Here is a 12,814-nt window from a genome sequence, read left to right as displayed (position 1 = left end):
CATGCGATTCGATGTGCGCCACGTCAAGAGGTGTGCGGCTGCCTTGGTTCTGTGCCGGAAATCGGAAGGCGTGCGGCTCCGTGGTGGTGGCCGGTCGCGGCCGGAGTAAGGTGCCGGACATGTCGCGTACGCGCATCATTCGGATCGCCACTCGATCCAGCCCCATGGCGTTGGCCCAGGCGGAGCAGGTTGCCGCGCTCCTTGCCGCGCTCGGGGTGGCGAGTGAGCTGGTCAAGGTCACCACCGCCGGGGATCGCTGGATGGGTGATCTGTCCAAGCTCGGCGGTAAGGGCGCCTTCGTCAAGGAGATCGACCACGCGCTGCTGGTGGACGACGCCGACCTGGCGGTGCACTGCCTCAAGGACATTCCCGGCGATATCCCGGTGCCCGACGGGCTGGCGTTCGCGGGCTACCTGCCACGCGACGACGTGCACGACGCGGTGATCACCGGTAACGGTGCCTCGCTGGCCGACCAGCCCGCGGGGACCGTGGTCGGCACCAGCTCGGTGCGCCGGACCGCGCAGCTGCGCCTGCACTACCCGCACCTGACGGTGAAACCGTTGCGCGGCAACGTCAACACCCGGCTGGCGCGCCTCGAAGAAGGTCACATCGACGTGCTGATCGCGGCCGTCTCCGGGCTGCACCGCGTCGACCAGGCGCATCGGATCACCGAGACCCTCGACCTCGACACCATGGTCCCGCCCATCGGCGCGGGCATCATCACGCTGGAGTGCCGGGCCGACGACACCGAACTCCTCGAACTCGGTGCGCGCCTCGACGATCCGGACACGCACCGCCAGGCCGATGCCGAGCGCGCCATGCTGCACGCCCTGCAAGGGCACTGCAACTCCCCCATCGCCGGTTACGCGACCACCGACCGCACCGGCCGACTGACGTTGCACGGCAAGGTGTTCAGCGCGGACGGCGACAAGTGGCTGGACTCGCACCACTGGGGTGTTCCGGAAGACCCGCAGGCGCTGGGCTTCTTCGTCGGCGGCGACCTGCTCCGCCAGGGCGCTCGGGCCATCATCGACGCGATCCCGCACTGACGCGGTAACCGCTCCGGCTCAGCGCCAACGCGCGTGCCGAGGGAAGAGGGAACGACCGGCCTCGTGCGCAACCTCGACGAGGACGCGAGCCAGGCGCGCGGTATCCAAAGCCGCTCGCTCACTACCGATCTGACCGGACAACGACAGCGCGGCCACCGCGGCGCCGCGTCCGCGGATCGGCACGCCCACACAGGCGATGCCCGCCACCGACTCCTCGTTGTCCACCGCGACGCCCTGCCGCTGCCGGATGCGGGCGAGTTCGCGGTGCAATTCTGCTCTGTCGCAAATGGTTCGGGCCGTCAGCTGCGGCAGGTGATCACGGAACGACGTTTCGACGATGCTCGGCTCGAGCGACGCGAGCAGCGCCTTGCCGAGAGCCGTACTGTGCGCGGGCATTCGGCCGCCGAGCCGGGTCGGCACGCTGGCCGCGAATCGGCCGCCCGCCTTGTCGAGATAGAGCACCTCGCGGCCGTCGAGCACGCCGAGGTGGCCGACCATGCCGGTGCGTTGACAGAGATCGTGCAGCAGCGGGCTCACCACATCGCGAATCTCGTTGTGGTCGGCGGCAAGTCCGCCGAGCTCCAGCGTGCGCATGCCGAGCCGATAGCCGCCCGGGGCGTGCGCGAGCCAGCGCAGCCGGATCATCTGGTCGAGGATGCGATGCACCGTCGAGCGCGGTAGGCCGGTACGTTCGGACAGGCCTAGTAGGGTGAGGGTCGGCGTGGCACCGTCGAAAGCGTCCAGTATCAGCGTCATTCGTTCGATCATGGACACCGGCGGCTGCGGCGGCCGAGCGGACACCTGTCCCGATCCTGTCCATAACTCGCCGGACTCGGGAGGGGTCACCGCCTCGACCGTCATAGCTCACCTCCACTGTGTGCTCGCCTAGAGCTTAGAAGTATTTCTATTAGGCATGTGCGTTTCCGGCACACTCCTTTGTGTCACCCATCACAGTGCCTCGGCGAGCCCGCAGTGGAATCCCGGAAACTACCGAGAGCACTACGGATCTTCTCGGTAGCCGGGAACGAATCTTGACAGCTATCCGGCGCTGCTCTGCTGTCCGACCAAGGCGTACAACCACTCTCGCGTGTAGCGCTCGGCGAGCAGCGGGAGGAAGTGGTCGATGGTGGCGTGGTCGGCGACGTGGTCGTAGGCCGAGCGGAGGAACTGCTCGATCGCGTCATCGTCGACGAGACCGTCGAATTCCTCCTCCAGGCGGTTGGCCGCGGCATGCAGGGCGACCGCCTGGTCCAGGGTCGGATCGTGGGGATTGGGCGCGGTAACAGGGCTGTCGTTCACAGCAGACTCCCGATCGTGACGAGACATTCGGTGCGGTGAGCACATGCGCTGGTTTCGGCATGTCTCATCGAGTCGAGTACCCATCGACGAGCGCGGAACACCCCCGCTAGGCGAAAGTAGAACAGGTTATTGTCTGACGGGCGGTGGCGTGCCACCCTGATCAGATGGATCTCGCCGCCATCGAAGCCGTCCGTCAGCTCAAGTACCGATACTTTCGGACGCTCGACCTCAAACGGTGGGACGAGTTCGCCGACACCCTCACCGTCGACGCCGCGGGCCGCTACGGCACCCACGCACTCGGCGAACCGCTGAACCTGGACGGCCGCGCCGCCATCACCGCGTTCATGCGCGAGAACCTCGGGCCGACGATCGTGTCGGTGCATATCGCGAATCATCCCGAGATCACCGTCGACGGCGAGACAGCCACCGGCTCCTGGGCTTTCGAGGACACGGTCATCGCCACCGAATACGGCGTGCTCATCCGCGGCGCCGGCTACTACTCCGACACCTACCGGCTCGACGCCGACGGCAGCTGGCGCATCGCCTCGACCAGCTACCAGCGCATCTACGAATCGATGCAGTCCCTCGCCGACACCCCCAGCCACCAACTGCTGACGAACATGTGGGCGACGCCGACCCCGAAGTAGAACGGTCCACTTTCGGGGTGCTGGCGCTGGACGGGTTCGTGGCGGCGGCGGATGCTCCTATCTATGTCCTCCCTTGCGCCCGACGAGTTCTCGACCGAAGTCACCTACCTCAACACCGCGTCGTTCGGGCTGCCGTCCGCGCGTGCGCTGACCGCCATCGGCGAGGCGAATGCGCGCTGGGCGGCGGGCCGTGGCGGTCCGATGACGAACGACTACCTGGTTCCCCGACTGCGCGAGTCGTATGCCCGGCTGCTGGCCGGTGCCACCGCGGATGACATCGCGCTCGGCAGCACCGCCGCCCAGTTGATCGGTCCGGTTGCCGTCGCGCTGCCGTCCGGTGCCGAGGTACTGGTGGCCGAGGGCGAATTCGCCTCGGTGACCATGCCTTTCCTGCACCGCGGCGATCTGGCGGTGCGCACGGTGCCGCTGGAGCGGCTGGTCGAGGAGGTGCGGCCGGAGACCGCGCTGGTCGCGGTGAGCGTGGTGCAGTCGGCGGACGGGCGGATGACGGACCTGCCTGCGCTGCGGGCGGCCACCGCGGCGCACGGCGCGCGGCTGCTGATCGATGCCACCCAGGCCGCGAGTTGGCTGCCGCTCAGCTTCGCCGATGCCGACTACTGGGTGTGTGCGACCTTCAAGTGGTTGATCGGCGCGCGCAGCATCTCGTTCTTCGCCGCCGGGCCGGAGGCGACCGAGACGGTGCGGCCGGTCGGTCCGGGCTGGTACGCGGCCGCGGATCCGTGGGCCGAGCTGTACAACCCGGTCAAGCTGCCGACGACCACCCGTCGATTCGATTCCACGCCCGACTGGCTCGGCGTGACCGCCGCGAGCGCGGGGATCTCGTTGATCGAGGAGTTGACGGTCGAGAAGATCAACGCGCACAACCTCGAGCTGGCCGACCGCTTCCGGGCCGGACTGACCGAGCTCGGCCTGGCGTCGGTGCCCAACCGTGCGCCGATCGTCACCATCCCGGGTGCGGGTGATTCGGCACCGCGACTGGAGCAGGCCGGTGTCGTCACCACCGCGCGAAACGGCGGGCTGCGCTTCTCCTTCCACCTGTACAACAGCGTCGAGGACGTGGATCGGGCACTGGAAGTTCTTGCCGCCGAATAACTCACGCCTCGACCGAGGCCGGTGGCGACGACTCGCGCGCACCTACGGCGTCGCGGCATCGCTGCCTGGCCCGGCCGATCCCCTCGATCTCGACCTCGACCACGTCGCCGTCGCGCAGGTACGGAAAACGACCGGAAAGTGCTACCCCGGCGGGGGTTCCGGTGTTGATGATGTCGCCGGGTTCGAGGACCGCGTACTGGGACAGATGCCAGACGAGGTAGCCGACGCCGAAGATGAGGTCGGCCGTGCTGGAGTCCTGGCGCGCTTCGCCGTTCACGAACGAACGCAACCGCAGGTTGCCCGCGTCGACCTGATAGCGCGGCACGAGGGCGGGGCCGAGCGGGTTGAAGGTCTCGCAGCACTTGCCTTTCGACCACTGCCCGCCCGATTGTTCGAGCTGGAAGGCGCGTTCGGAGACGTCGTTCGAGATGGTGTATCCGGCAATGTGATTCATCGCCTCGTCGATGGAGTCGAGGTAGCGTGCGCGTCGGCCGATCACCACCGCGAGTTCCACCTCCCAGTCGGTCTGCTGGGAGTCGCGCGGGATCAGCACGTCGTCATAGGGGCCGACAACGGTGTTCGGGGTCTTGAAGAACAGGACGGGAGTCTGTGGCGGTGCCGAACCCGATTCCGCGGCGTGCGCGGCGTAGTTCATGCCGATGCACCACACCGCCTGCGGGCGGGCGATGGGGGCGCCGATGCGCTCGCCGGTGATGTCGACGCGCGGAAGTCGGCCCGCCGCAAGCGCTGCGGCGACGGCCTCGATGCCGTCCGCGGCGAGGAAGTCGCCGTCGATGTCGGCGGTGAGCGAGCGCAGATCGTAGGCGTGGTCGCCGTCGACGACGATCGGTCGTTCCGCGCCTGGTTCGCCGATGCGCTGCAACTTCATTCGGGTTCTCCTTCGGTCATCCAGGTCGGTGCGAGTGGTAGATGGTAAGTGCGCCAGGCGACTTCGGTCAGCACCTGGACGCGGTCGGCCGGGGTCAGGTGGGCCAGCGTTTCCAGGGTGGTCCGCCATACCGTCCGATACGACGCCGCAGTGAGCGTGAAAGGCCAATCGCCGCCGACCATCAGCCGCCCCGGCCCGAAGCAGGACACCGCGTGATCGACGTACGGCTGCCAGCGTTTGGCGGTGATCTCGGTGCCGGATACCGTAGCCAGTCCGGAGATCTTGGCGACCACGTTCGGCTGGGCGGCTGCCGCGGCGAGCAGATCGGCCCACGGTTGCCAGCCGCCGGTCGCGATCGGCGGCTTGCCCAGGTGGTCCAGGACGATGGTGAGATCGGGGTGCTCGCGAGCGATCAGCGGAACCTGCGCGAGCAGATCGGGGCGTTCGGCCACCGCGTCGAAGACCAGTCCGGCCTCGGCGAGCAGCGTGAGACTGTCCGAAACCTCGCGGCGCAGCAGCCATTTCGGGTCCGGATCGCGGTGGATCATGTGCCGGACGCCGACGAATTCGGGATGCGCCCGCAGCCCGGGCAGTTCGGCCGCCACGATGTCGGGCTGATGCAGCGGCAGCCAGCCGACCACGGCGACCGGGTGCGGCGACGCGGTCGCGGCCGCCAGCAACGCGCGATTCTCAGCCAGCGAATCGGACGCCTGCACCAGGACGACCGCGCCCACGCCGTACTCGGTCAGCTCCGGCTCGACCTCATCCAGCGTGTAGTTTCGGTACAAAACATCCGATGTTTCGGTCAGCCAGTCGTACTCGACGCCGAATGTTCCGCCGTCTACCCGCCAAACGTGGACGTGGGAGTCTACAGTCATCGGAGGCATAGCTTCACATCCTCGAAGGCGAAGGAAACAGGTGTCGGTCACCGACGACGCGATAGCGAAGATCAAGGCGATGATCATCTCGGGCGATCTCGAGCCCGGTGCGCGATTGCCCCGCGAAGCCGATCTCGCCGCCCAGCTCGGCGTCTCGCGCAACTCGCTGCGCGAAGCGGTCCGCGCGCTCTCGCTGGTCCGGATCCTGGACGTGCGCCAGGGCGACGGCACCTATGTGGCGAGCCTGGAGCCGAAGTCGCTGCTCGACGCGATGAGCTTTCTGCTCGAATTCCACCAGGACAACTCGGTTTTGGACGTGCTCGGCATCCGGCGCATCCTGGAGCCGGCCGCCACCGCCCTCGCCGCGCAATCGATGCCCGAGGACGAGATCGCCCGCCTGCGTACCCTCGTCGAACCCGAAACCAACTCGGTGACCGAGCTGGTCGCGCTGGATCTCGAGTTCCACGCCGCCATCGCCGCCGCGTCGGGCAACAAAGTGCTTGCCTCCCTGCTGGATTCGCTGTCGCTGCCGACGATGCGGGCCCGGATTTGGCGTGGCATGACCGAGGAGCGAGCGTTCGAGCGCACCGTCGCCGAGCACCGCGGCATCTGCGACGCGATCGCCGCCCGCGATCCGGAACTGGCGCAAGCTCGCGCGCTCGCCCACGTGGCGGGCGTCATGGAATGGCTGCGCCGCGCCGCAGGCTGACCCAACAGCGTGAATGTGGCTGGTCACGCGCACCGGTCTAGTTCGTGCCAGAGGTCCTCTGGGACAGAGGTGTTCAGCATTGCGATGGTGTCCGCGACTTCGGTCTCGGTGCCCGCGCCGATGACGGTGGCGGCGATCGCCGGGTTCCGGCGTGCGAATTGTAGTGCGGCCGCACGCAGGGGGACATCGTATTTCGCGCAGATCCGCTCCATCGCCTGTGTACGTTCGATGATGTCGCGTTGCGCGGGTTGATAGTCGAAGGTGGCTCTATGCAGTGGATCGGCCAAGATCCCGCTGTTCAGTACACCGGCGACGAGCACCCGGATGCCTCGCCGTGCGCACTCCGGGAGTAACTCGGCTTCCGCACGCCGGTCCAACAATGTGTATCGACCGGCGATCATCACGTGATCGATGGTCGTCTCCCGCACGAAACGCAGTGCTACGTCCACATCATTGACGCCGACCCCGATGCCCGAAACAATGCCCGCATCGCGCATCCGTGTCAGTTCGGGCACCGCCTCGGCAAGCGTCTCGTCTTGATGGTCGTCCGGATCATGGATCAGGAGCAGGTCGACCCGATCGAGGCCGAGTCGCTCGAGCGAGTCCTCCAGGGATCGCCGGACGCCCACCGCCGAATAGTCGCGTCGCCGTGAACGTTTCGGCGCTCCGTAGAAGTCGTGGGTACCGTCCGATGCGAATGGATCGTCATAGAGCAGCCGCCCGACCTTCGTCGACAGCGTGTACTCCGACCGTGACCGGAGGAATCGGCCGAGGCGTTCTTCGCTGAGGCCCGCCCCGTAGTGCGGTGCGGTGTCGAAGGCACGAATGCCCGCGTCCCACGCCGCCGCGATACCCGCCTGGGCATCCTCCTCGTCGACCGCGCGGAACAGGCCAGCGTAACCCGCACCGCCGAGAATGATGTCGGCTACGTCATTCACCCGCGCCACCCGAGGAGTTCAGTTCCCAGACCACCGGCAAGGCGGCATCGACCGCTGAATAGTCGTGCGACGCTTCGAGATACTCGTTGATCCGCAGTTGCCATGACACATTGACGGGCAGCTCCGCCAACCGGCTCAGCAGCACATCGTAGGCGGCACAGTCGATCACGTGGAACAGGTCGGTGCCGCTGCGCCAGATGGTCCAGGACGTGGCCCCGGCCTCCTTGATGGCAGCGACGAGTTCGGCAGGTACCGCACGGTGCGCTTCCTCGTATTCGGCCTCGGCACCGGGTTTCAGCTTGGTGTGCAACGCGATTCGCACGCTCACTCCTGCCGTCGTCCGCTGGCGATGCGGGTGATCACCAGGGCGACCAGGATCAGCGCGCCGTTGATGAACTTCAGCGAGTCGGCACTGACGCCGCCGTAGGACAGCAGCTTCTGGATCAGCGTGAGGATCAGGACGCCGAAGAACGCGCCGAGCACCGAACCGCGCCCGCCATTGAGCGCGACACCGCCGATCACACACGCGGCGAACACCTGGAAGATCATCCCATCGCCCTGGCTCACCTGCACGCTGGCGAACTGCCCCGAGTAGATGAGCCCACCGATCGCGGCGAGCCCGCCCGCGACGACCAGTACAGCGATGACGACGTTGTCGGTGCGGATGCCTGCGGCCCGCGCGGCGGCCTCGTTGCCACCGACGGCATAGAGGGCACGCCCGGCGGTCGTATAGGTGAGTACGAGATAGCCGATGAGGAACAACGCCAAGCACACCGCCACGTCGACCGGCACGCCCAATATCCTTGTGTTCCCGAGCCATTCGACCGACGGCGGAATCTTGGTCAGCGTGAATCCCTCGGTCAGGAAGGTCAGCAGCCCGCGCAGGGCGATGAGCATCGCCAGGGTCACGATGAATCCGTTCAACCCGAACCGGACGATCAGCACCCCGTTCAGCGCGCCGACCGCGAGCCCGACGAGCAGCGCGATCGGTATCGCCATCCACGGCGACGTCCACGTGTAGGCGCCGACCTTCGCGGTGCCCATGGTCGCCCAGATGGCGACACCGGGGGCCAGCCCGAACGTCCACTCCAACGACAGGTCCATCCGGCCGACCACCAGCACCAGCACCTCGGCCAGCACGATGAGCGCGATACCGCTCATCGAGGTGAGCACGTTGGTGAGGTTGGTCGACGAGACGAAGTTGGTGTTGATGAAGTAGCCGACCACCAGCACCAGCAGGATCGGCGGCACGAGCAGGAAGTCGCGCAGCGCACCCCAGCGGATCGTCGGCCGCCACCCGGTGGACTCGCGGGCGGCCGGTTCGCGCCCGGTAGCGATCGGGGTCATGACAGTCCTTCCATCGCGGCGACGAGTTCCTTGTCGCCCCAGCCCTGCTCGAATTCCTGCGCGATCCGGCCCTGCACCATCACCAGGACGCGATCGCAGTCGCGGAGATCGTCGAGTTCGTCCGACACCACCAGGACGGCGGTGCCCCGGTCCGCGGCGTCGCGCACGACGCCGCGCAGCGTCTCCTTCGACCTGACATCGACGCCCGCCGTCGGCGTGATCAACACCAGCACCGCCGGGTCGGTGGCCAGCGCACGGGCGAACACCACCTTCTGCTGGTTACCACCCGACAGCTCGGCGACACTCTGATCGGGGCCCTCGGTTTTGATCCCCAGATCGTCGATCGCCTTGCCCGCCACCATGTTCCGGGTGCGCCGGGACAGCAGCCCGAGGCGTCCGAGCTGGCGCGGGACGGTCAGGGTGGCATTGTCTGCGACACTCATCTCCGGAATCAGGCCCTCGTCGTGCCGATCGCGGGGCACGAATCCGATACCGGCGTCGAGCGCGGCGCGGACTCCGCTGCGGCGCAACCGGTTGCCGGACACCAGGATGGAACCCGTTGCCGCCTTGCGTAATCCGACGATGGTCTCGGCCACCTCGATGCGGCCGCTGCTGCCGCCACCTGCGAGCCCGACGATCTCCCCTGGCTTGACCTCGAACGTCACCTCGGCGAATTCGCCAGCGTGCGAGAGTCCTTCGACCCGCAACGTCGGTGTTGCCGTGTCATCGGGATCGCGCCGGGCGACCGGTGTCTCGAGTTCGACCGAATCACCCGTCATCGCCGCGATGAGTTCCCTCTTGCCGAGCTCGGCGACCGGCGCGGTCACCACATGCCGAGCATCCCGGAAAACGGTGATGTCCTGGCAGATTTCGTAGGTCTCGTCGAGGTGATGAGAGATGAACAGGAAGGTGACGCCCTGCTTCTGCAGATCCCCGATCCTGTTGAACAGCCGCTTGATCGCCGGTCCATCGAGTTGCGCAGTCGGCTCGTCCAAGATGATGAAACGCGCGCCGTGCGAGAGCGAGCGGGCGATCTCCACCAGCTGCCGATGCTCCACGGACAGATCACGGGCGACGGTATCGACATCTACCGGCACCGACCAAGTATCGAGCAGTTCACGGGCTCGCCCGCGGACCCTGCGCCAGTTGATGATTCGACCGCCGAACCCCTGGCTGTTGACGAACAGATTCTCCGCCACCGACAGATCAGGAATGATCGTCGACTTCTGATATACACATGCCACCCGGGCCCGCCACGCGTCCCGGTCGGCGGGCGACGGCGCCGGGAGACCGTTGAACCGCACCTCCCCCTCATCAGGAGTTGCGAGCCCGGTCAGAATCGACACCAGGGTCGACTTCCCGGCGCCGTTGCGCCCGACCAGCGCATGAGTCCGACCCACCTCCACCCGCAGGCCGACCCGGTCGAGCGCAAGCACGTTGCGGCCGAACCGTTTCGACACGTCAATCGCCTCGGCGATCGCCTCGGCGATCGGTTCGCCGGTCATCCGCCGTGACCCCACAGGCCGGGCGCGGTGGTGTTCACGGTGTCGAGTTCGCCCACCTTGCCGCCCGTTCGGGTGACGACCGGGGCGGACAGCTGATCTTCGAGGGTGCCGCCGACGCCGGTGTCGATAATCGTGGAGCCATGGTCGGTGGGTCCCGGGGCGAACTTGCGGCCGTCGATAGCGGCCTTCGCGTAGAACGCCGCGTACTGCGCGTACAGGTCGGCGGGCTGGGAGATGGTCGCGTCGATCTCGCCCGCTTCGATGGCGTCCAGCTCGGCCTTGATGCCGTCGTTCGAGACGATCGTGATGTGGCCCGGCGCACCGGCTTTCACCAGTTTGTTGCTGCGCCGCAGCAAGGCCATCGTCGATTGCAGGAACACCCCGCCCGCCTGCATGTAGATGCCGTTGATATCGGGATCGGTCAGCAGTTTGTCCTGTAGGCCGGAGACGGCGCGATCGCCCTTCCAGTCGGTCGGGATCTCGATCACCTTGATGCCGGGATAGCGCGTCTTCATGCAGTCGGCGAACGCTTCGGACCGATCGCGTCCGTTGATCGAACTCAGGTCACCCTGGAATTCGACGACTTTGCCTGCGCCCTTGAGTGTTTCGCCGAGGTAGATGCACGACTTGGTGCCGTAGGCACGGTTGTCCGCGCGCACGACCATGTACACGCCACCGCTGTCGGGGCGGGTGTCGACGCTGACCACCGGGACGCTCTTCGCGGATGCCGCGGCGAGGGCGGGCTTCACCGCGGCGGTGTCCTGGGGCGCCATGATGATCGCCTTGACGTTCTTGGACAGCAGGGTGTCGACGTTCGACTTGAGCCGGTTGGCGTCGTTGTCGGAGGAGGTGTTCTCCAGCTTCACACCCGCCGCAGCGGCTTTCGGGCCTAGATAGCCCGCGTAGGCGCTCCAGAAGTCGGAGTCCGAGCGCGGCTGGTCCGCGCCGACGAGGACGCCGTTGTCCGCGCCGGCGCCGACGGTGACCGCCGGGGCGCTGTCGACGGTGCCGGTGGACTCACGGGAACAGGCGGCGCCCGAGGCGATGATCAATGTGGCGCCGAGGGCTACGCCGATGATGCTGGCGGTTTTCATGGGTTCTCCTGCAGTTGGGTCGAGCGGGCCTGCGGATCCGCGCGCCACGCGGCTCCGGTCGGATAGGCGTAGTCGCGTAACGAGTCCGGCAGCATTTCGGCGCTGAAGCCGGGCTCGCGCGGGGCGAGGTAGCGGCCGCCGACCACGCGCACCGGATGCCGGAAGTGCTCGTGCAGATGGTCGACGAATTCGATCGCGCGGTCCTGGGTGGTTCCGGTGATCGCGACGTAGTCGATCATCGCCAGATGCTGGACCAGCTCGCAGAGTCCGACGCCGCCCGCGTGCGGCACCACCGGAACGCCGAACTTGGCCGCCAGCAACAGGATTGCCAGATTCTCGTTGACTCCGGCGACCCTGGCGGCGTCGATCTGCAAGAGATCGACCGAACCGGCCTGCAGCAGTTGCTTGAACAGGATCCGGTTCTGGCCGTGCTCGCCGGTCGAGATCCGCACCGGCGCGACCCGGCGGCGGATCTCCGCGTGACCGAGGATGTCGTCCGGGCTGGTCGGTTCCTCGACCCAGGCCGGATTCGCTTGCGCCAGGCGGGAAATCCAGTCCACGGCGGCGTCGACGTCCCACCGCTGGTTCGCGTCCACGGCCAGTCCGATGTCGGGTCCGATCGCCTCCCTGGCGACCTTGACGCGGCGCACGTCCTCTTCCACGTCACGGCCGACCTTGATCTTGATGGTGCCGAACCCGTCGGCCACCGCCTGCCGAGCCAGCCGGGCGAGCTTGTCGTCGGAGTAGCCGAGCCAGCCCGGTGAGGTCGTGTACGCCGGATATCCCGCATCGAGTAACTGGGCCGTGCGCTCACGCCTGCCCGGTTCGGCGCGGCGAAGCATCTCCAACGCCTCGTCGGAGGTGAGGGCATCGGTGAGATAGCGGAAGTCGATCAGGTCAACGATCTGCTCCGGTGACATCTCGGAAACCAACTGCCACACCGGTTTTCCGGCCAGCTTGGCGGCGAGATCCCAGGCGGCATTGATCACCGCGCCCACCGCCATGTGCATGACACCCTTCTCGGGGCCTAGCCAGCGCAGCTGGGAATCGGCGGCAAGGTCGCGGGCGAATCCTCCGAGGTTCTCGGTGATTTCGGCGACCGACCGGCCGACGACCAAATGCGCGAGCGACTGGATCGCGACGCGCTGCACGTCGTTCCCGCGGCCGATGGTGAACGCGAACCCGTGCCCCTCGGGTCCGGCCGGGTCTTCGGTCCGAAGGATGACGTAGGCCGCCGAATAGTCGGGGTCGGGGTTCATCGCGTCCGAGCCGTCCAGCTCGCGCGAGGTCGGGAACCGGACGTCTAATGTGTCCAGCGCCGTGAGGTGCGCCATCGGGTGATCCTC

14 protein-coding genes are annotated in these 12,814 nt (G+C 67.2%); 4 read left to right on the top strand and 10 right to left on the bottom strand.

Annotation, left to right across the window (positions count from 1 at the left end; translation table 11 throughout):
* Positions 1–119: 119 nt before the first annotated feature.
* Positions 120–1,049: a hydroxymethylbilane synthase gene (gene hemC, locus ACQPW1_RS23520; RefSeq protein WP_433664861.1), complete on the top strand. Its 930-nt coding sequence runs from the start codon at positions 120–122 to the stop codon at positions 1,047–1,049.
* 18 nt (positions 1,050–1,067) lie between these two features.
* On the opposite strand, the gene ACQPW1_RS23515 is transcribed toward hemC, so the two are convergent.
* Positions 1,068–1,910 carry an IclR family transcriptional regulator gene (locus ACQPW1_RS23515; protein WP_433664860.1) on the bottom strand — a complete coding sequence of 281 codons (843 nt, stop codon included), beginning with the start codon at positions 1,908–1,910 and terminating at the stop codon, positions 1,068–1,070.
* Positions 1,911–2,087: 177 nt separating this feature from the next.
* Positions 2,088–2,348 carry a three-helix bundle dimerization domain-containing protein gene (locus ACQPW1_RS23510; RefSeq protein WP_433664859.1) on the bottom strand — a complete coding sequence of 87 codons (261 nt, stop codon included), beginning with the start codon at positions 2,346–2,348 and terminating at the stop codon, positions 2,088–2,090.
* Positions 2,349–2,512: 164 nt separating this feature from the next.
* Here ACQPW1_RS23510 and ACQPW1_RS23505 point away from each other — a divergent pair, with 164 nt between their 5' ends.
* Positions 2,513–2,995 carry a nuclear transport factor 2 family protein gene (locus ACQPW1_RS23505; RefSeq protein WP_433664858.1) on the top strand — a complete coding sequence of 161 codons (483 nt, stop codon included), beginning with the start codon at positions 2,513–2,515 and terminating at the stop codon, positions 2,993–2,995.
* Between the two features lie 63 nt (positions 2,996–3,058).
* Entirely contained in the window at positions 3,059–4,108 is a 1,050-nt protein-coding gene (locus ACQPW1_RS23500; RefSeq protein WP_433664857.1) for an aminotransferase class V-fold PLP-dependent enzyme, read from the top strand.
* Between the two features lies 1 nt (position 4,109).
* On the opposite strand, the gene ACQPW1_RS23495 is transcribed toward ACQPW1_RS23500, so the two are convergent.
* Complete coding sequence (locus ACQPW1_RS23495) at positions 4,110–4,997, bottom strand: fumarylacetoacetate hydrolase family protein (RefSeq protein WP_433664856.1); 888 nt, start codon at positions 4,995–4,997, stop codon at positions 4,110–4,112.
* Positions 4,994–5,875, bottom strand: a complete 882-nt coding sequence (locus tag ACQPW1_RS23490) for an amidohydrolase family protein (protein WP_433664855.1) — start codon at positions 5,873–5,875, stop codon at positions 4,994–4,996. Before ACQPW1_RS23490 ends, ACQPW1_RS23495 begins: the two co-directional genes overlap by 4 nt.
* Before the next feature lie 40 nt (positions 5,876–5,915).
* Between ACQPW1_RS23490 and ACQPW1_RS23485 the strand changes: the two genes are divergently transcribed.
* A complete protein-coding gene (locus ACQPW1_RS23485) occupies positions 5,916–6,584 on the top strand; it encodes a FadR/GntR family transcriptional regulator (RefSeq protein WP_433664854.1) in 669 nt (222 codons plus the stop codon).
* 23 nt (positions 6,585–6,607) lie between these two features.
* Here the strand turns inward: ACQPW1_RS23485 and ACQPW1_RS23480 are convergent, their stop codons facing one another.
* Genes ACQPW1_RS23480 through ACQPW1_RS23455 form a run of 6 tightly spaced genes read right to left on the bottom strand, consistent with a single transcriptional unit; the run spans position 6,608 to position 12,802 of the window.
* Complete coding sequence (locus ACQPW1_RS23480) at positions 6,608–7,522, bottom strand: aldo/keto reductase (protein WP_433664853.1); 915 nt, start codon at positions 7,520–7,522, stop codon at positions 6,608–6,610.
* Positions 7,515–7,844: an L-rhamnose mutarotase gene (locus tag ACQPW1_RS23475; RefSeq protein WP_433664852.1), complete on the bottom strand. Its 330-nt coding sequence runs from the start codon at positions 7,842–7,844 to the stop codon at positions 7,515–7,517. The genes ACQPW1_RS23480 and ACQPW1_RS23475 overlap by 8 nt, the downstream gene beginning before the upstream one ends.
* A gap of 2 nt (positions 7,845–7,846) precedes the next feature.
* Entirely contained in the window at positions 7,847–8,869 is a 1,023-nt protein-coding gene (locus ACQPW1_RS23470) for an ABC transporter permease (protein ID WP_433664851.1), read from the bottom strand.
* Positions 8,866–10,374, bottom strand: a complete 1,509-nt coding sequence (locus ACQPW1_RS23465) for a sugar ABC transporter ATP-binding protein (RefSeq protein WP_433664850.1) — start codon at positions 10,372–10,374, stop codon at positions 8,866–8,868. The genes ACQPW1_RS23470 and ACQPW1_RS23465 overlap by 4 nt, the downstream gene beginning before the upstream one ends.
* On the bottom strand, positions 10,371–11,468 hold the full coding sequence (locus ACQPW1_RS23460; RefSeq protein WP_433664849.1) for a sugar ABC transporter substrate-binding protein: 1,098 nt from the start codon (positions 11,466–11,468) through the stop codon (positions 10,371–10,373). Before ACQPW1_RS23460 ends, ACQPW1_RS23465 begins: the two co-directional genes overlap by 4 nt.
* On the bottom strand, positions 11,465–12,802 hold the full coding sequence (locus ACQPW1_RS23455) for an enolase C-terminal domain-like protein (RefSeq protein WP_433665314.1): 1,338 nt from the start codon (positions 12,800–12,802) through the stop codon (positions 11,465–11,467). Before ACQPW1_RS23455 ends, ACQPW1_RS23460 begins: the two co-directional genes overlap by 4 nt.
* Positions 12,803–12,814: the final 12 nt, after the last annotated feature.

It is taken from the genome of Nocardia sp. CA-128927 (assembly GCF_050955855.1).
In the GTDB taxonomy this organism is placed as follows: Bacteria; Actinomycetota; Actinomycetes; order Mycobacteriales; family Mycobacteriaceae; genus Nocardia.
The sequence above is the reverse complement of the archived record's forward strand: the minus strand, read 5'-3'. Positions and strand labels throughout refer to the sequence as shown.